This window comes from Leptospira bourretii (genome assembly GCF_004770145.1).
Taxonomy (GTDB): Bacteria; Spirochaetota; Leptospiria; order Leptospirales; family Leptospiraceae; genus Leptospira_A; species Leptospira_A bourretii.
The window spans coordinates 40,013-59,105 of sequence record NZ_RQFW01000012.1; the positions used below are offsets into that span (position 1 = coordinate 40,013).

At 38.2% G+C, this 19,093-nt stretch carries 19 protein-coding genes; 8 read left to right on the top strand and 11 right to left on the bottom strand.

Annotation, left to right across the window (positions count from 1 at the left end; translation table 11 throughout):
• Positions 1 to 49: 49 nt before the first annotated feature.
• The gene (locus tag EHQ47_RS07535) at positions 50 to 2,002 is read right to left on the bottom strand and encodes a PP2C family protein-serine/threonine phosphatase (RefSeq protein ID WP_135776904.1); all 1,953 of its coding nucleotides are present in this window, start codon (positions 2,000 to 2,002) and stop codon (positions 50 to 52) included.
• 35 nt (positions 2,003 to 2,037) lie between these two features.
• Here EHQ47_RS07535 and EHQ47_RS07540 point away from each other — a divergent pair, with 35 nt between their 5' ends.
• Together EHQ47_RS07540 and EHQ47_RS07545 are read left to right on the top strand one after the other, a co-directional pair.
• A complete protein-coding gene (locus EHQ47_RS07540) occupies positions 2,038 to 2,334 on the top strand; it encodes a hypothetical protein (protein ID WP_135748878.1) in 297 nt (98 codons plus the stop codon).
• Between the two features lie 18 nt (positions 2,335 to 2,352).
• The gene (locus EHQ47_RS07545) at positions 2,353 to 3,294 is read left to right on the top strand and encodes an NAD(P)H-dependent flavin oxidoreductase (RefSeq protein WP_135748877.1); all 942 of its coding nucleotides are present in this window, start codon (positions 2,353 to 2,355) and stop codon (positions 3,292 to 3,294) included.
• A gap of 98 nt (positions 3,295 to 3,392) precedes the next feature.
• On the opposite strand, the gene EHQ47_RS07550 is transcribed toward EHQ47_RS07545, so the two are convergent.
• From EHQ47_RS07550 to thyX, 4 genes are read right to left on the bottom strand one after another with little or no spacing between them, the layout of a single operon-like run.
• Entirely contained in the window at positions 3,393 to 4,682 is a 1,290-nt protein-coding gene (locus EHQ47_RS07550) for a protein-disulfide reductase DsbD family protein (protein ID WP_135776905.1), read from the bottom strand.
• 10 nt (positions 4,683 to 4,692) lie between these two features.
• The gene (locus tag EHQ47_RS07555) at positions 4,693 to 6,090 is read right to left on the bottom strand and encodes a hypothetical protein (RefSeq protein ID WP_135776906.1); all 1,398 of its coding nucleotides are present in this window, start codon (positions 6,088 to 6,090) and stop codon (positions 4,693 to 4,695) included.
• On the bottom strand, positions 6,087 to 6,800 hold the full coding sequence (locus tag EHQ47_RS07560) for a FecR family protein (RefSeq protein ID WP_135748874.1): 714 nt from the start codon (positions 6,798 to 6,800) through the stop codon (positions 6,087 to 6,089). Before EHQ47_RS07560 ends, EHQ47_RS07555 begins: the two co-directional genes overlap by 4 nt.
• Before the next feature lie 52 nt (positions 6,801 to 6,852).
• Positions 6,853 to 7,776 (bottom strand): FAD-dependent thymidylate synthase, encoded by a 924-nt coding sequence (thyX, locus tag EHQ47_RS07565; protein ID WP_135748873.1) that lies wholly within the window; start codon positions 7,774 to 7,776, stop codon positions 6,853 to 6,855.
• A gap of 92 nt (positions 7,777 to 7,868) precedes the next feature.
• Between thyX and EHQ47_RS07570 the strand changes: the two genes are divergently transcribed.
• On the top strand, positions 7,869 to 9,746 hold the full coding sequence (locus EHQ47_RS07570) for an alpha/beta fold hydrolase (protein ID WP_135776907.1): 1,878 nt from the start codon (positions 7,869 to 7,871) through the stop codon (positions 9,744 to 9,746).
• 13 nt (positions 9,747 to 9,759) lie between these two features.
• Here the strand turns inward: EHQ47_RS07570 and EHQ47_RS07575 are convergent, their stop codons facing one another.
• Positions 9,760 to 10,281 carry an SRPBCC family protein gene (locus tag EHQ47_RS07575; RefSeq protein WP_135776908.1) on the bottom strand — a complete coding sequence of 174 codons (522 nt, stop codon included), beginning with the start codon at positions 10,279 to 10,281 and terminating at the stop codon, positions 9,760 to 9,762.
• A gap of 51 nt (positions 10,282 to 10,332) precedes the next feature.
• Between EHQ47_RS07575 and EHQ47_RS07580 the strand changes: the two genes are divergently transcribed.
• Positions 10,333 to 10,806, top strand: coding sequence for a nuclear transport factor 2 family protein (locus EHQ47_RS07580; RefSeq protein WP_135776909.1), 474 nt, complete (start codon positions 10,333 to 10,335; stop codon positions 10,804 to 10,806).
• An 89-nt stretch (positions 10,807 to 10,895) separates the two neighbouring features.
• Here the strand turns inward: EHQ47_RS07580 and EHQ47_RS07585 are convergent, their stop codons facing one another.
• From EHQ47_RS07585 to metG, 4 genes are read right to left on the bottom strand one after another with little or no spacing between them, the layout of a single operon-like run.
• The gene (locus EHQ47_RS07585; RefSeq protein ID WP_135695459.1) at positions 10,896 to 11,252 is read right to left on the bottom strand and encodes a rhodanese-like domain-containing protein; all 357 of its coding nucleotides are present in this window, start codon (positions 11,250 to 11,252) and stop codon (positions 10,896 to 10,898) included.
• A gap of 2 nt (positions 11,253 to 11,254) precedes the next feature.
• Entirely contained in the window at positions 11,255 to 11,857 is a 603-nt protein-coding gene (locus tag EHQ47_RS07590; RefSeq protein ID WP_135776910.1) for a phosphoribosyl-AMP cyclohydrolase, read from the bottom strand.
• Entirely contained in the window at positions 11,857 to 13,152 is a 1,296-nt protein-coding gene (locus EHQ47_RS07595) for an adenylate/guanylate cyclase domain-containing protein (RefSeq protein WP_135748868.1), read from the bottom strand. The genes EHQ47_RS07590 and EHQ47_RS07595 overlap by 1 nt, the downstream gene beginning before the upstream one ends.
• 4 nt (positions 13,153 to 13,156) lie before the next feature.
• Positions 13,157 to 15,202, bottom strand: a complete 2,046-nt coding sequence (metG, locus tag EHQ47_RS07600; protein WP_135748867.1) for a methionine--tRNA ligase — start codon at positions 15,200 to 15,202, stop codon at positions 13,157 to 13,159.
• A gap of 120 nt (positions 15,203 to 15,322) precedes the next feature.
• Between metG and EHQ47_RS07605 the strand changes: the two genes are divergently transcribed.
• Complete coding sequence (locus EHQ47_RS07605) at positions 15,323 to 15,814, top strand: tellurite resistance TerB family protein (RefSeq protein WP_414467782.1); 492 nt, start codon at positions 15,323 to 15,325, stop codon at positions 15,812 to 15,814.
• A 57-nt stretch (positions 15,815 to 15,871) separates the two neighbouring features.
• On the opposite strand, the gene EHQ47_RS07610 is transcribed toward EHQ47_RS07605, so the two are convergent.
• Positions 15,872 to 16,582, bottom strand: a complete 711-nt coding sequence (locus EHQ47_RS07610; protein ID WP_208727410.1) for a class I SAM-dependent methyltransferase — start codon at positions 16,580 to 16,582, stop codon at positions 15,872 to 15,874.
• A 23-nt stretch (positions 16,583 to 16,605) separates the two neighbouring features.
• On the opposite strand from EHQ47_RS07610, the gene EHQ47_RS07615 reads away from it, so the two are divergent.
• Genes EHQ47_RS07615 through EHQ47_RS07625 form a run of 3 tightly spaced genes read left to right on the top strand, consistent with a single transcriptional unit; the run spans position 16,606 to position 19,016 of the window.
• On the top strand, positions 16,606 to 17,079 hold the full coding sequence (locus EHQ47_RS07615; RefSeq protein WP_135776911.1) for a TIGR04452 family lipoprotein: 474 nt from the start codon (positions 16,606 to 16,608) through the stop codon (positions 17,077 to 17,079).
• A 12-nt stretch (positions 17,080 to 17,091) separates the two neighbouring features.
• Positions 17,092 to 18,339 (top strand): serine hydrolase, encoded by a 1,248-nt coding sequence (locus tag EHQ47_RS07620; protein ID WP_135776912.1) that lies wholly within the window; start codon positions 17,092 to 17,094, stop codon positions 18,337 to 18,339.
• A 2-nt stretch (positions 18,340 to 18,341) separates the two neighbouring features.
• A complete protein-coding gene (locus tag EHQ47_RS07625) occupies positions 18,342 to 19,016 on the top strand; it encodes an START domain-containing protein (protein ID WP_135776913.1) in 675 nt (224 codons plus the stop codon).
• The last annotated feature ends 77 nt before the right edge of the window (positions 19,017 to 19,093 follow it).

Genomic DNA, 19,093 nt, shown 5'->3' on the forward strand with positions numbered 1-19,093 from the left:
AAAAGACTAAATAGTGATGGTTATAAGTTTTAAATCTAGAGATTTATTTTTATTTAATTTCAACTAATAAAAAACTTAAATCATCCATTTGGTATTTCCAACCGGAAGAAAATCGAAAGAGCGAATCTTGAACAATCGCCGCCAATTCCTGAAATTTTTGGTAACGATTGTCCCATAACAACGATTTGAGTTTATCTTCACCGAAACTTTCGCCAATTTCATTCAACAAGTCAAAAATTCCGTCAGTATATAATAAAATTTTATCACCGGGCATTAATTTCACTGTATCTTCTGCGTAAGGGATGTGAGAGAACAAACCCAATGGTTTTCCTTTCACATTTAAATGAATCACTTCTGATTCTGAATTTCGAATGAGAAAAAAACCAGGATGGCCTGCATTACTGAATGTAGCCGTATATAATTCCGTATCGATAAATACATAAGAGGCAGTGATAAATAGATTTTTTGTTTTCCCAACCAAATGCCTGTTCATTGAATGAAAAACCCTGGATGGGAATTGTAAATAAGCACCCGCCCCAACAAAAGCCATTTTAGACATAGCTGCCACCATTGCAGAAGAAATTCCATGCCCTGAGACATCTGCCATAAGAATCGCCCAATTTCCCATACTATCTTTTGTATGATCAAAGTAATCTCCACCCACGGATTCTAAATTCTGGGAAAAACCGATGATTCTAATCTTATCATCTTCATTGTATTTAGATGATAATAATGATTTTTGGAGAGCGTGGGCCAAGGCCAAATCCTTATCGATTTGAATTAACCTCTGTAGTTCTTTGTTTTTGTTACGCAATTCCGCATTCATCCTGTTAATTGAATGCAAAAGTTGCCAATAATGTTTGAATACATAAAATCCAAACAATAACAACATCATAAAAAATCCAAAATGAATGATCCTCTGACTATGTGGAAGTAGTTCAAGATCAACCAAAATATCATGTAGACCTGCAATTACGATAAAAAGTAAACCCAAGGTGATTGTTCGCAAATTTTTATTGCCCTTTATCAATACATAAACAGAGGACAAAATGGTAATCACAGCTTCTAAGACAATCACCCAATTGTAATCGTCTTCACTGTTTAAAAAGGAAATTCCATTTTCATAATTACCTACGATCGATGTGATAAAAACTATGATATGAAGACCTGCGAGAATCTTAAATAAATTGCGAAAGAAAGGAGGAAATATCCCAATCAAAAAAAGTAAAAGTGCAAATGGGAAAAATGCAAAGTTAATGTACGTTAGGGGAGTGACTATATAAGAGAACTGACTGAGAGAAAAACCAACAAAACCATTTAATCCTTCTAAAAGGGCCGCGGAAAATAGAAGAATCGAAAAATTTAAGAATATTATCTCTCTTTTTCTGAGAAAATAAAATCCAAGAAAAATAATCGAAAGAACAAGTAAAATCGGCGCAAAAAATGTTTCAGAAAAATTTTCTAAAAACAAATCCACTAGAGCCATCGAATGATCTTTAAAAAATACCTTTCGATCCATTCCTATAAACCCATGGTACCTTGATTGAAATTGAATGATAAGCGAACCAGCAGGGTTTTGATTTAACGGAATGATGTAGGGAAAAAAATGATCTTGGAGTCTGGATTCAAAAACAAATTCTTTTCCTTGGAAAAGTTTAAATTGTTCCAATGCTATTTCAGCATAAAGAACAGGGCTTTTGAGTTGCCGAACAAACTGATCACTAAATTTAATATAAAGATATTTGCCTTTTAAAGATTCAAAACCAAGGCGATTGGGTTCCATTTTTTGCCAAACATTGTTTGGAATGGAGACGGGGTCTTTGACTTCCTCGGAAGACCAATAATAATACCGGTCCAAAAGATAAATCGACTGTTGGAACTGACGATCTGGGGCAACTTCCGATTGCAAATCCAAACAACCAAATAGTTGGATCCAAAACCCGAAATAAAGAACAAACTGTAAGAAAGTGTGAATCGATTTATATGATTTGACTTCTTTCAAAATTTGATTCCTATAGGATCAGCAGGATACGTTCAATGAATCGCAATCGATTCCTATCATTTTTTTATCTACTCTCCTTCCTATTATTGTCTCTTTCCGCACTGGTGGCTCAAGAAGAGAAAACTGCCCAAGAACTATTCGTGGAAGACAAAATGGAATGTTATTCCATAGCAATGGAAATTGACGGACAAGAGTACCAAAAATCCCTAAAATGTATTTCGAAGGATTCCCTCTGTTATATTATCCAAGGTTTTGCCATGAGTTGTATTCCTCGCACAGGAAGATATCCTGCCGAATTACCCAATCTAATTCCAAAACCGACCCAACCATAATCGTATAACAGGAGATTTATGAAAATCAAAACAAAAATCAGTGAAATGTTAAAAATTGATCTACCGATCATTGCAGCACCAATGTTCCTTGTCTCCTATCCGGAGTTAGTAGTCGCAGTTTCAGAGGCAGGTGGGATCGGATGTTTTCCCTCATTAAACTATAGAACCCCGGAACAGCTCCGAGAAGGTATATTAGAAATTCGATCCAAATCCAAAAAACCAATTGGAGTCAATTTAATCCTTCATAAAGAACATAACCCAAACTGGGCGAAACAATTTGAAGTGGTGATGGATTTAAAAGTCGAACTCATCATTACAAGCCTCGGAACTCCAAGAACCATTGCGAAAGAAATCAAATCCAATGGCTCCACTTTGTTTTGCGATGTAACCACCCTCAAACATGCAAACATTGTCGCAAAGTCTGGGGCAGATGCACTCATTGCTGTCTCCCAAGGGGCTGGCGGGCATGCAGGTGCCATCACTCCTTTTGCGTTGATTCCTTACTTAAAAAAGGAAGTTGGACTTCCAGTGATTGCAGCAGGTGCCATTTCCACTGGATCACAAATGGCGGCGGCCTTGTCTTTAGGAGCCGATGCAGTGTATATTGGAACTCGTTTTATCGCAACTCCGGAGTCCAGAGCACAAAATGAATACAAACAAATGTTAATCGATTCAAGCCCTGATGAAATCGTTTATACTGAAAAAATTTCTGGAATCCCGGCCAACTGGTTGTCAAAATCAGTAGAACGTTCTCCCGAGATTTTAGAGGATGGTCCGAAAAAAATTGCAGCCGGCCACGCCGGTGGAGAAAAAGCTATCGAACAAGAATACAAACGTTGGAGAGATATTTGGTCTGCCGGCCAAGGAGTCGCTCAAATCCACGAAGTGAAACCTGCTGGCGAAATTGTAAAAGAAATTGCAAGTGAATACTTGTCGACGTTAAACAGCCTTCCTCGCTAAACAAATATCATGCGAATCGGTTAAATAGACCGGTTCGCATTAAAAAAATAAATACGAAAATGAGTCGTTAGTTCTCGATCTTACTTTCAAATTAAAACTTAAAATTTGAGAATCGCATCAATCATTCCCTTGGTATCTAAATAATCATTCGATTTGTAGATCATCTTTCCATCGGCATCCAAGATGAGAAAAAAAGGTAATCCAATTTTTAATTCTGGATAATTAGGATTGTTTGCAAATTCTTCAAAAATTGGATCTGTATCATAAATTTTCCAAAGGATGGCTTTGTTTTTAAAAGTTTCATTCCACTCCTGATTAGTAAGTGTGAGTTTTTGAAATTCTTTGCAGTTTGTACACCAATCAGCATAAAAATCGATAAATATCGGTTTCCCTGTTTCTTTGGCGATCCGATACACTTCTTCTTTTGAGCGAAACCATTCTAGATTTCCGTGCACCTCTGTTGGGACCGATTTGAATCCCGCAGCAGGGGACGCTGAGGAGAATTTAGAAACTCCCGATTGTAAAAGTAGGATTAAAATTACGAGCGAGGTATAGGCACCTAACTGTAGAAGAGAGTGTTTCATTTTCTCACAGGGAAGGCCTTCTTTCTTTTGTAAGTAGAGAAAACTAAGTGCTAAAGTCCAAATGAGAAATACTTTGGCTGCGAGACTCGCATCCAAACCCCATAGTCCAAATGCCTTTTCTAAATAAGTAAAAGAAAAATACAAAATCATTAGAGCAAGAATCCATTGAACTGACTTCATCCACTTTCCCGATTTGGGAAGGGCGAATCCAAAAACACCAATGAGTAAAAATGGAATCCCAAGACCTAAACCAAAAACAAACATTTTTAATGAGGTAAAAAGAATGGGGACCAAACGAATCCCCTCTGTTTGGTAAGCAATGAGTTGGACAAGAATTGATACAACAACAGGACCTACACAAGGGGAAGATAGTAGGCCAGCTCCCACACCCAAAAAAAATGTATTCGCATAACTAACATTTGCTGAATTTCTTAAATCACCTGCAAAAAAAGGAAAATATAAAAATTCAGCAACACTAAGGCCTAAAACAAATAACAAAATAGCAAGGAGAACCTGTGTTTCAGGATAACGTAAAAAAGAATTGAATGCCCCGCCGCTAAAACCTGCAACTAGTCCAAACACTGCGTACATACTGGCAAGACCCACGTAGTAAACCAACGGATGTGACCATTTATGATTACTAACTCGGGATTTTAAAATCCCTGCAGTTATGGGATACAATGGATACACACAGGGCAAAAGACCTGCCAAAAGCCCACCTAAGGCCAAAAAGAAAAAACTAAAAAGGGAAAAGGAACCAGAAGACAATTGGGATTCAATAAAGGTTTGGATTTCAGATACCATACTCGCTGTCTTAGAACGTAGCTGTGGCTTTCAAAACAATGCTTCGATCCAATCTTCCGTATTCAGAAATAGGATGTGAGGTTTGTTTAGAAAACTGTTCTATATATTCGACACGATTTGATGCCTCCCCGGTACTGTCTACATACCATTTATTTGGTTCTCCTTTAGAATCATACGAACGTACCTCCGTATATCCGATTGCCAACCTAGCGGAAGGAGTCATAAACCATTCTCCAAAGATTTGCCTTGTAATGTAGTAAGACTGGTCAGAGTAAAGAGGATCAGTGGTTCCCGGTTTGAATCGCAACCAAGGCTCTCGTTCCACCGTCTCTGTGGCACGTAATCCAGGTGAGGGTCCACCTGTTGCGATTTCTCCTCGCATCACAAGCCTGAGGATTCCATTGCCTAATCCTGCCCAAAGGTATGCACCTCGCCCCGTGGATTCTGCGACTTTGGTAGCTGGCTGGTATGGAGCCAATTTATCTACAATTTCCCCACCCAATTGTTTTTTGACCATTCCTCCCAACCCTAAATTGAGAGTGTCTTTCCAAACCATATGAGATTCGACTGCAATCACCTGCTCTTGGTTTAGAGAAACACTTCCTTGTTTTCTGGTGGCCGGATTACCATCACTTACGAGGCAACGAGTTTTACCTTCTCGACACTCATCGCTCGCATAACCAAAAGCATTCGATGCCCTTCCTAAAATATGAAGACCTGTTTTAAAATTTTCAGTCCAACTTGGTTCCCATCCTAACTTTCCAATCACATCATAACCTGTATTGGTCGTGTTTTGTGTGTTGCGATAACCTTCCCCGTTGACAACTGCTGTTTGTACAGAAAAAGATTTCCAACGAAGGATGTAATTGATTCCAAGATCCACTGGGTCTTTTGCAAAACCCATAGATTCTAATGGTGATTTATCAAAATAACGCCAGTCATAGTTCCCTGACCATACAGAAAACATATGTGGAAGTTCAAACATACCAAATTGAATTTGATGCTTTGTATTTCCTAATTCAAAAGTTTTGGCTAGATTTGCTCGCCTAACCAAAAATACATAAGGGTTGGATTTATTTCCAGTATCTGCTAACGTATCGTTCGTTAAAGCATCGTTACGGAGGATTTCTCCCCAAAATTCGGCCTTGATTCCAGTATCTTCCCATTCTTTCGAAATGGTTACCATTGTCCAAGGTAAAGAAAATCCTGCTTTGTCAGAGGGAGATAAGTCTGTAGTACCAGAAGCTTTGTCTCGAATGCGATAAGAAAGTGTGGGAGTTAAAATGGCCCCAAGTTTTAATCCATAGTAGCCATCCGGTTCGTCTTTTTTAGTTGTGACTACTTCCTCACCAAATACTGGATAGGTGAAGAAGTATAAAAATACAAATACCTTTAAATAAAATTTCACTTTTTACCGTAAGTTTCGTCCGGAGTAAAACTATTATCTTCCCAACCTACTGGTTTGTGACAAGGGAGACATCTTGACAACATCGGGTTGTCTTTTCGTTTTTCTTTGAACTTAATGGTAGCACCATCTTTTGTGATTAGTTCCTTGTAATCATTTTTTTCCAAGTCAGTGGCACCCAGTTTAACTGCACCACCAGTTCCTTTAGAAAATTCAGACCCATTGATGTTTACTAGTCCTTCGCAAACACAAGTATATCCTTTTTTTTCCTTTTCTTCGTAGAACACACCGAATGCGGTTCCGCGAACACCGGCAGTGGTAGTAGGTGTTGAAACTTCAAAATTCCCTTTTTTAAAATTACTGACTCGAAACCAAGCTGCGCCCTTTTCTACATAGGCTTTTGCGACTTTATTTTCCGTACTCCATTCTTTTAGCGTAAAATCAGTGTTTGGTTGGATTCGAATCTCCGTTTCCATAAACAAAAAATCTACTTTAGATCCATTGCCGGTTTTGATTCGGTCCCCAGGTTTGAGAATGTCATTGACTTTGAGAGTTTTCCAAAGTTTGGAAGAATCAGTTGAGGAAAGAAAACTCACTTTCCCGCGGGTAAATGTTGCCACTGCAAATTCTTCCGCAGAAAGAGAAACGCTGGTTAGGAGGATGGAAAAAAGGGTTAGAAGGATTCTGAGGCTCATAATCCTTCTAACAACCATATTGATAGAATTTATCAATCAATTTTATCAATAAATTTATGTCGAAAAGGTCTTACCAAGGAATGGTAAAACCCATATCTTTCAATTTGTACTCCAATTCCTCACGTTCACGGCTTTTTTTAGCGGTGGAACCTTGTTCATCTAACAACCCTAGTTCGATAGCCTTTTGTTTGGCCCCTTCTTTTCCGGAAGTATTCAGAGCTTGGATGATTTGTGTATCGTATTTGGTCAGGTTCAATGCGCTTAGACGGTAGTCGACAAATGCTTCCCATGCATTTGGAACCCATTTTTTCACTATTTGTTCCCCAATGGTTTTTGCAAAGAGACGAATCTCCAACTGCGCATGATCATCCATTCGAAGTGCCAAAAAATGAAGTAAATTATGAAGGTCTATTTTCCAATACGCTTCTGTATATGTTGCAAGAGGGAGGTCCTTTCTTGCCTGTTCGCGAGCCACTCCCATTTCTAATCTTTCGTTATAAATGTCAGTAGCAAACTTTTGGAATTCCGTCTCTCTTTTTGTTAGGTGGTCTCCCTTGGATGATTCTAAATATCCATCACTACCTTGTTTGTTTCCAACGGATTGGACTCTCCACTCTCCAGGAAGTGTCGTTTGCGCTGAATCAATGGCTACGGAGTAACGCGTAGAGTATTCATTGACATTTGCCATACGATGGCGAATCCACTGGCGCCAAGTGTCCATGGGAACTCGAACATGTAGCTTTAGTTCGCACATTTCGAATGGAGTGCTGTGGCGGTGGCGCATCAAATACCGAATGAGCCCACGGTCTTCATTTACTTTTTTTGTTCCTTTTCCGTACGAAACGCGTGCTGCCTGAACGATCGATTCATCTGAACCCATGTAATCAACAAGCCGAACAAAGCCATCGTCCAGAATCGGGAATGGTTTACCTAGAATGGAGTCTAATTCGGGAACGGAAACTCTTGAAATGGATTCGAAATCAGATTGTTGCATATTAGCTTTATTTTTTAGTTCACAGGCATATGAAAAGTCGAAAATAGAGTTATAGCGCACCCGTATTGCCTGATAAATAGAAAGGATGCTAAATGGCACTTGAAGAAAATTCGCTGGAAGATCGTTTGATCAAAATTTCCACCAGAGACAGCAATAAAAGTCTTATGGTAAACCCGGACAAAATTTACATTTTTCCGGTGCCCAAAACCACTTTCCAATTTTTGGAAAATATTTGGCAATCCTTCGCAAATAAAATGGTTTCTCTCGTTGACTTCAACGATGATCCCATTTTTAACTTTTCCATTTTTGAAGTCATTGACCAAGATGAAATGAAAATTGTGGCCACAGCCACTCACTTCAAACTCAAAGAAATTGCTGAACGCAGAAAAATTCCTGGAATTGAAGAATACATCAAAAAGTCGAGACCCATCCATTTGGCTGACCCTCGTAATGAATCTGCAGGTTTTATACGAAAGTCCATCATTGATTTTAACAAAGGTCTAAGACCTGAAGTTACTTTTATCAATCTCAAAGAAGAAGAAATTCACCCAGAGAAAAAAGTGTTACTTTCTGAAACGATGAACCATGCAATCGGAATTCCTCTCTTTGTGAACGAAAACCCAATCGGGATTCTCTGGGGGATTACGAAAGATCCTATTCCTGAAGACAAAATTCGTCCTCTCACACTCCAACTTTATTCCTTGTTTGATGTAATTGAGTTTGTTGTTGCAAAAGAAATGGAATCTGGAAATGACCATTACATTGCACAAAAAAATATCGAAAAAGCAGATACCGTTTCTAATTCCCGAAACCTATTTTACACAACGACAAAAGACCAAAAAGAACCGGTCACTTCTATTATCTTCAAATCACATCAGTATAATATTGAATATAGAATGGATGCATCCTTCATTATTCCGACAACTGATGGTTATGCGGTCTCATTAAAAAGTTTTACTCCTGAAAAACTAAACAATACAGGAAAAAATATTTTGCTCATTCCTGGATTTTTTTGCAGGCGTTCCGTTATGGACAAACTAGCAAAAGAACTTGCTCTCAAATATGGCTATCGAGTTTTTCTAATGGATATGAGAGGAAGATCCAGACAAACCATGCCAAAACATGGAAAAAAAGAAGGATGGACAGTTGATAATTACATCCAAGATGATTTTCCTGAAATTTTACGTTGGATTCGTTGGCACTACCCGAGCGAAAGGACAGTAGTCCTTGGACACAGTATGGGTGGAATGATTCCTAGGTTTTATGTATCTTCTTACGAAAAAATCAAAGAGCAAAAAGAAGAATTCAATTTGCCAAAACCAGAAGAATACATTGCGGGGATTGTTTCCATTACATCGCCTAACTATATAAGCTTAAAATCCAATTTCATTGGACTTGATACATTGAAACGTGGATTTAGTATGCTCCCACATAAAATGATTTCCGACATGATTTTGAGTATGGCTAGTTTTTCGATGCAAGCCACAATCCAAACCATTGACTTAAAAAAATTCTTTAAACTCATATTGAATCTTCATTCCAGCTTAAGAAGTTTTAGTTATAATATTGGAACCAAAGTTTTGACTATCAAAGACTTTGTGGGATATAAAGAAATCACTCCTCCAGAATGGTATTTTCTCATGGAAGATGTGTTTTGCGAAGAATCTGTTTCTGTGATTATGCAGTTTTTCCAAAGCCAAATCTCCAATGAAAGAAGTTTCTGGTCAAACGATGGTCGTATCAATTATACGGAAAACTTTTTAAACAACTTCAATATGCCAATTTATAGTGTAGTTGGTACAGTTGATAAAATTGTTCCCGAAGAAAGTTTAACCGAATTAAAAGATCTGAAATCAGAAAACAAGGTGATCACTTACTACGAACAAGGCCACCTTGGAATCATCTTTCATGGAGAAACTGTCAGAAAAATTTGTAAAGGGATCGATGAGTGGATCCAAGAATTAAAATAATTTAAAGATTCCCCTAACGGCCGCTAAACCGGTTGTGGATGAGTTCCATCTCTTTTTGAAGAGTGGCATCCCTGCCGGCGAGAAAATAGGCCCCTCTCACAGGAACGCTAGTAATTTCTGAATCTTCGGTAATTGTCACAACGGTTCCTGGAATTTTTCTTTCCAAGCTGTAAGTCCAAGACCCACGCATTTTAAAACTAGCATCGGTCAGTTCAATTTTCCATAGTTTGTTGGGAATGGATTCACGAAGTTCAAATATCATATATCCACCCATATCCGGTGTTTCTTCCCATTTTTGGATCGTACCGTCTGCCCTGGTTTCCAAAATTTTGATCGCTACCACTTCCTTTCTGCGATTGGGAAGATCATTTACATCTGTAATGTAAGCCCAAATGTCCTCTGGCTCTGCTTTTAACCATTCGCTTGTTTCTGAATGAAATTTGGGATCTTGGAAATAACCGACAGCTAAAAAAAGAACGACAAGTCCGATCAGTAAAAAACTGGTTCCAAAAGCAAAGAGAACAATTCGTTTCATAACTTTTTTTCTTGCTAAGTCTTGGATTGATCAATCATAATCTTTTCCACGATGCATGCAAATGAAGAGTTAATTCAAAAGTTTTACACAGCTTTCCAAAACAAGGACGGCCAAACTATGGTTTCCCTTTACCATCCCGAAATTGAATTCCAAGACCCAGCCTTCGGTCACTTAAAAGGAAAAGAAGCGGTAGCTATGTGGCTTATGTTAATCGAAAAAAGCCAAAACCTAACCATTCGATTTTCGAATATCAAAGCGGATGAGTCCAAAGGTTCTGCAGGCTGGGAAGCAGATTATAGTTTTAGTAAAACGGGAAGATTGGTTCAAAACAAAATCCATGCAAACTTTACGTTTAAGGACGGAAAGATTTTCACTCACAAAGATCATTTTTCGATGTGGAAGTGGCTCGGAATGGCAATGGGTCCTGTCGGTTATTTTCTTGGTTGGTGGCCAGCTCTTGGAAACAAGGTCCGCAAAGAAGCAGTCACAGGATTACAATTGTATATGAAACGAAAACGTATGTAGTGTGTTAGTTGATAAAACAGGGAATCCAAATTGGTTTCTAACCAAAACTGATTTGAATTCCCTTCCCAATGTTTACTTTATATTGTCTGTTAAGGATTGGGCATATTGGAGAGTCCACCTGCGTTTGTAACGTCAGAATATCCAATGGATTCTAAAAAGGATTTTGCACTCCCGCTCCGACCACCTGATGCACAATACACAATGATGGATCTATTTTTATCGCCAAACTCATCCAACCGTTTGGAGACTTGGTCCACTGGAATATTAATCGCACCAGGAAAATGTCCTGATTGAAACTCTGCAACAGTTCTCACATCAACAACCAAAGCACCAGCATCAATTTTTTCCTTCAATTGAGACTGGTCCACTCCCAGTGTGGATCTTAATTTATAAACGATAAAAACAAGACAAACTAGAACTAATACAATTAACGCAATACGATTCAAAATCACTCTCCGACTTTATTAGAATAGACGAACGAAACAGAATCATTTGGGCCAAGCTCTCGAAAAAAACAAGAATAATATCCTGTATGACAGGCAGCCCCGATTTGGCTTGTAACGTACTGTACAAAAAAGGGATTTGAATGTACATAAATCGCTGAAAGGTTCTGAAGATGTCCCGATTCTTCACCTTTCACCCACTTTCCTTTTCTAGAACGACTATAATAAGTTCCAAGCCCAGTTGTTACAGCAGACAGAAGGCTTTCTTTTTTACCCCAAGCCAACATCAGGTCCTTTCCTGATAAGTCTTGTGCGAGAAAGGGAGAAAGAGCAGGAATGTTATTTTGAAACGAATTCCATTCTTCTTCCGTGAATTTTAAACTTCCTGATTCCCATAACAGACGTTTACTGCCATTTTCAAAATCAGAATCAATCTCTAACAAAGCATCTTCATCACAATCGATAAATAATTGTTTTTTAGTAAAATCAAAATGATTCACAAAATCTTGTGCGAGATCGGAACTCATCACTTTCAGAATTACCTCATTTGAGTTTAAAGAAGGTTTCGATATGATGGTGATCTCTTTTTCTTTTGGAAGTTGGATCATCAATTTATCTCCACAGATAAAATTTCTGTTGTTTTAGTTTTTCCACGAAGAGACAATGTGCCCATCGATTTGATTTTTAAATTTTGTCGAAACTCTAAGGAAACTTGATCATACAATTCTTTCGAAATCAGAAAGTTTCTTTTTAATTCTTTTCCTAAAGATTCCAACCGACTAGCAGCATTGACCGTATCGCCGATGACAGTGTATTCCAATCGTTTTTCCACACCGATATTGCCAACAATAACAGGTCCATAGTGAACCCCTATACGAATGGAAATAGGTTTTTCTCCATTTGTTTCTCTTTTTTGATTCCAAACAGATAATGCTTGTAACATGCTAACACCTGCTCGGACTGCATTAGTGGCATCGTCTTTTCCAGGAAGAGGCGTTCCAAAAGTCACCATCATCCCATCCCCGATAAATTTATCGAGTGTCCCACTATGTTCAAAAACAATATCTAACATAAAACTATGATACTCGGAAAGGAGTGACATGGTTTTTTCAGGTCCTAATGATTCTGAAATTTGAGTGAAATTGGCGATATCACAGAATAAAACAGCAACCGTTGATTCCTTTCCACCTGGCTTAAAGAAATCATCATTAGCTTCTCCCATTTGGCTGGCAACATTTGGAGAAAAATACCTAGAAAGTTGAGACATTTTGATTTCGTTTGTAACAGCCGCCAAAACAGTTCGCCTAACACGGTATGTAAGGTATGCCAAAAAAAATCCTAAAACACCAATGATTCCCATAGACATGATGTAGTTATTTACATGGGCAGCGGGGCCAAGAAATGCTTCTTTAAAACTTTCTGTACTGACAAATCGTGGATCTTGTTGCGCATATACCAAAATCCCTGCTTGGCTAACTACAACTCCCAAAGCATAAATCATTGGATATATGGGTTGGATACTAAAGGCATTCATCACCAAGGTTGCTGCGATAATAAAGTGTAAATAAGTTTTGATTAAGTACGTTCTTGGAACTTGTGACTCACCACCGACGGCATTGTACCAAATAAACGGTAGGATTGTTATGATGAATAAATCTATCAAAACACAAAATAGGCCAATAAAGGAAACAAACTTCTCCCTTTTCAAAAACTTAGATAAAATATACAATACTAAATTTAAAGCTAACGAAATAGAAGCGATTGTTAATAATTCAAATAAAGTTTGGGCAACAAAGAAAGTAGCAATTGTCAAAAGAGAAAAGATTAAAATTTTTCCGTAGAGACTAAACTTAATCCCTTCGATCTCCTTTTCCCTTAAGATTTGTTCTGACTTTGTTGCCATAAGTTTATTTTAAAAGATCACCTGGATTCGCATCACGATCGGGAACAAATAAAGATAAAGTTTTTTCTTTTCCTGATGCGAGTAACATTGCTTCCGATAATCCAAATTTCATTTGCCTTGGTTTTAAATTGGCAACAACTACCACTTTTTTCCCAACGAGTTCCTCTGCTGTGTAACTTACTTTAATCCCTGCAAAAACATTTTTGATTCCTTTTTCTCCAAGGTTTACTTTCACAAATAACAGTTTGTCGGCACCTTCCACAGGGCCTGCTTCCAAAATTTGACCCACTCGGAGTTCTACTTTAGAAAGTTCATCAATGGTGATAAAACCATCTTCCGAAACAGTAGTTGAGTTGGACTCAGAGGCAGTAGTTTTACCTGGTTCTGATTTAGACTTTTCTGGATTTGCTTTTTGAAATGCCTCTTTGGTTTCTTCAATCATAAGTGAAATATTTTTTTCCTCTACACGTTTTGATAACATTTGGTAAGGCCCAAGAACTTGGTTTTCGAGTGTTTCTTTCAAATTTAAAAAACTTAAACTTTCCACTTGGAAAAGTTGGGCAACAGAATTTACAATTTTAGGTGTTACCGGCCCCAAATAAGTAAATAGAATCTTTGCACAATTAAGAGAAGTGGTCACAACCTCTCTTGCTTTTTCAACATCTGTTTTAATTAAATTCCAGGGCGCATAATCATTTACGTATTTGTTAACTTTATCACCAAGACCTGTAATTTCTCTCATCACCTTAGAATAGTTACGTGACTCATATGCTTCACGAATTTCTTGTTCTTTGGATAAAAGTTCAGAAACAAGTGATTTTCCCTCTATAGAAAGAGCACCTAACTTACGATCCATTTTATCTAGAATAGAAGTAGAAACGCGGGAAACTAAATTCACAAGATTTCCAATGAGATCGGAATTCACTCGTGAAACAAAATCATCAAATGATATATCCACATCTTCCATTCCCGAACCCAAACGGCAGGCCAAATAAAATCGAAAATGTTCTACATCCAAATACTTTGCGAATGTGGAAGCATTGATAAATGTCCCTCTTGATTTGGACATTTTCTCACCGTTGACAGTTAAAAATCCATGCACATTGAGTTGAGAAGGAGTTTGGTAATCGGCTCCCATAAGCATCGCAGGCCAAAAAAGTCCATGAAAATATAAAATGTCTTTCCCGATAAAGTGAACGATTTCTCCTTTTCCCTCTTTCCAAATTTCATTGAACTTCTTTTCATCTTTTAAAAAGTTCATAGAGGATGCCATATATCCGATCGGAGCATCCAACCAAACATAAAAATATTTATTTTCTTCTTCAGGAATTGCAAAACCAAAGTATGGGCCGTCTCGACTGATGTCCCATTCTTGTAACCCAGAGGTAAACCATTCCTTTAGTTTTTTCTGTGCCCCTTCATTCAAGCGACTTTCGCCTTCGATCCAAGTTTGCAGTTGGGTTTGAAAGTCTTGTAGTTTAAAAAACAAATGTTTAGATTCTTTGAGGACTGGTGTGGTTCCACAAATAGAACAATAGGAATCTTTTAAATCTTTGGGAGAGTAGCTTGTTCCACATACTTCACAAGAATCACCGTATTGGTCTTTTGCCCCACACTTGGGACAAGTTCCTTTGATAAATCTATCGGGAAGAAACATTTTGTCGTGTTCGCAATACGACTGTTCAATGTTCCTTGCAACGATATGACCTTTTTTCTTTAAAGTGAGATAAATGGATTCTGAGAATTTTTTGTTTTCTTCCGAATTTGTCGTATAATAGTTATCATACGAAACACCGAAGGAAGTCAGGTCTTTGTAATGTTCCTTCTGTACTTCTTCGATCATGGTCTCAGGAGTTTTGCCTGCTTTTTTCGCGGCAATCATAATGGGAGTTCCGTGTGTGTCATCAGCACAGAAAAAATAACAATTGTTCCCAACTAACTTTTGGAAACGTACCCAGATATCTGTTTGGACTGCTTCTAATACATGTCCCAAATGGATGGAACCGTTGGCATAGGGAAGCGCACTTGTAACGAGTATATTTTTCGACATAGATTAATTCCAGTTTCCTGATTCGAAGTTCCAATTCAGCCCATTTTTGGGAAAAATCAAGAAAAGAGTAAAAAAATGAAGTTGAACGGAGAATCCAAAGCAATAAAATTCCTGATTGTTATGGCAAAGAAAATCGTTCAAAATTTGAAACAAGTCAAAGGGAACAAAAAGAAACATCCGGAATCCATCCAATCGACTCTGGACATCGAAAGTGACCTTCATATTGAATATGCCAAAGTCCTTCTTAGTTTGTGGTCCTATGCCTGCCATGCGGATGGGCAATTCAAAAAGAAAGAAGGCGAAATCGTGGGAGAACTTGTAAACGTACTATTTGAACCCGATTGTCTTTTAAGTGGATTCCAAACTCAAAAAAAACAAGTTTTGGACATCTTATCAAAAACTTTTGAAAACCCACTGCCAATGAAAACCATAACCAAGGTCGTTTCCGACAATGATGAGTATGCTTTGAATTTTTTTGAAGATGCCGTTTGTATTGTTGCTTCCGACGGTTCTCTCAACAAGGAAGAAATTCGATTTTTGGAAGATTTAGCCGCTGAATTAAAGATAAGCCATATGGACAAAGTGAGAGTCGAAAAAAAATATCTAAGCTAAGTTAAAAAAATTCTTACTACGGGCCAAGGAACCGAATACCAAGGTATTTTGTGAATTTTAAAGCCTTGGTTTTGAATAACAAATCCAGTGTCGGTCCGTGATTGGCTCTAAATTCAATTTTGTATCTAGTCTAACAATCTCCAACATTTCTTTTACTTCTTCGATTCGGTAAGCAGCAAGCAAACTGTTATAAAAATCGGTTTTTAAAACTTCAGGTTCATCATTCGCATAACGAACTACTAGTTGGTCTGCAATGGTTAATGAGTCCGGTCGCATCAAATCAGAAATAAAAATAAAACTATCTGAATGAATGGACCTTTGTACTGCCCCCCAGAATTCAAATGGATCATGTAAATGGTGTAATAAGGAATTAGAAAATACCAAATCATAAGGGGATTCAGGAACAAATTCCTGAATGAGTTCTTTTTTAAATTCTATTTTTTTGTTTCTTTTTTTTAGAACCATTATATCCATACGCTTCTTACAAAGATCTAACATGAACCCGGAACCATCTAGAAATGTAAAATTTGAATTCGGAAACTGTGAATACAGTCGAGACGACATATCACCTGGACCACATCCTAAATCCAAAATGGATTCAGGAGTAAATCTGGAAGGAAGTCTATCTTGAAACTTACGAATCAGATAGGAATGAGCCGTTTCAAAGTCAGCGTGGGCATAAGATTCTACTTGGGTAGGTTCTTCCATAAGTTCTGGCTCTGGAATTCGAACCATGTGGTGAAAGGAAAAGTTTACAGATCGTTTCATTCTCTATTAAGGATAAAAAATTCATGAGACAAATTATTCTATCCATTCTTTTCTTTGTCTTTCTGACAAATTGTATGCTCACGGAAGCCATTGGTGTTCCCACTTACGGTGCCATCAAAGGTTCAGAAGCAAAAACAAGAATTTCCGAAGCCATTTTTGAAGCAGAATCCACTGCTTCTTCCTTTTGGTTAGCGCAATCAGGAATGAAAGGAGGACAAGGACCGATTTCTCCCCTCCTTCTGATCAATGGTTTTTTAGCCAAAATTCTTTATTCCTATGTCGCAAACATTGAAGATGAAGAATATTTTATGGAATCTTCTGTTTTGCAGTGTGAATCAGATATTCGCACCAAAGGTGCATTGGCCCTTGGTGTTATCTATGATGGTTTAACAACTGTTGGGGGAGTCGCTCGTGATGCCCTATTACTTCCGGAATTCGCCTCCTGCGACCTGAACCGCACAGGAAAAATTATTACTTTGGAACCAATTCGCTTTTAAATGAGGGTCACTATGAAATCAATTCAAACTGTCATATTCCTATCAGTTGTTTCTTCTTTGATTGTGAATTGCCAAAAGCCTGTTGCAACGGATAAGGATACACAATCGTTACTTGTCTCAGGAATATTTGGTTCTTGTTTTAGTCTCGATACTTGTTTTGATCAGTATGCAAAAACTACCGATGAGGGAGCTAGTTTTCAAGTATTTGACGGATCAGGTAACAGATTCTATGCGAGACAATCCATTTTGGATTTTAATACCTATAAACCAATTGCGTCTGGGTCCAAATGGGTGACTGCCATCACCGCTATGCGAGTGATCGATTGTAATGCGGGAAATGCTACCAATTGTGGAACAGTCACTGCTGCATCATGTAATAATGGAGCAATCGGAGGGGCGATTTCCCTGTCACGGACGACGGCGCAAGTATTAGGTTGGACAGGCACATATGCAAACGTCACCTTACGACAATTATTATCTTTTACTTCCGGTTTAAACGCAGGTGGAGGCAATGGTTCTGGCCAAGCAAGTTGTATTTCAACTTTACCAGCAGGAGCATCTTCAACGCAAAAAGATAGTTGTGTGGATGTTATCCGAGACCAGTCCACGGGAACTCCCGGTGCCTTATACCAATACAATTCCAATCATATGGCAGTCGCACAACGTATGTTAGAAGTTTCTTGTAACAAAACTTGGGATACTATGTTTACACAATTGATTGTTACTCCACTTGGATGGGATGCAAGCCAGGCAGTATGGCGGGGCAACTCAAGAGGGGGGATAGATACGGATGGAAGTTTATCCGGTGCTTATGGACTATCGATATCTCCAGCTCATTATGCAGGGATGCTAAATGCGCTATTAACGAATGGAACTGCAAAAAATTCAAGTGGCACGAATGTGAATACTTTTTTATCCGCAACTTCTGTTACCGAAATTTTAGCGGACCAATACAATGGTGCTAAGATTGGTTACTCCCAATTTTCAGCCTTTGGGTATCGTTGGCAATACGGACTTGGCAACTGGAGATTTTGCACCATTACGGATATACCCGCAGAATGCGATAAAGACCTCATTTCGCACAGCATTGGAATCAATGGATTTTATCCATGGATTGATAAAAATCGAAACTATATGGCAATCCTTGCTGTAAATAATACGGGAAGAAAAAATGGATTGAGTTTGTTACCAGCATCTTCAACCTCATTATTCTTTGCAGAAACAGTGAGACCACTCATCCATATACAAATAGGTAAGTAACCATGACAAAAAAACAAATCCTCATTATGACTTTGATAGGAATTTCCTTTCTATCAAATTTATCTTCGCTCTTTGCCCAATCACCCGAATGGTCGGAGTCCAAACGGAAAAAAGGCATCCAAGTACTCACTCGTCCTTTTGCAGGTTCCAACCTTGATGAGTTTTTAGGTCGAACTGAAGTGGATGCTTCTATTTCTCAAGTGATTGCGCTCTTAACTGATCCGGCTTCTTGCAAAAATCTTTACCACCAGTGTAAAGAACTCACTGTGCTTTCCGGAACTGAAAAAAAATCAGTTGTTTATCTTCGTAACGGTGCACCTTGGCCAGTCAATGATCGTGATTTGATTATGGATAGGGGATTTGAACAAAATGAAAAAACTTTGGCCACTATGATGAAAATCAAACGCCTTGATTCGAATGCACGCCCAACTCCTTCTGGAGTCACTCGTATGGAAAACTTTGAAGGTGTTTGGCGTATCATTCCACAGGCCAATGGAAAACTAAAAATTGAATACCAGGCTCACTTTGAACCAGGTGGGTCCGTTCCCCAATCAGTTATTAATTTAGTTTTAACGGACACTCCTTACGAATCACTTTTGAATTTAAAAACCTTAGTAGAAGAAGGAAAACATAAAGATACAAAATTTGATTGGGTCAAGGAACCCACAAAAAAATAACTACAATCGGCGATTTGCTTCATTAGCCTAGGCCACCAAACTTTGACATCACGGAATTTTCATTTAGATTCTCTGTG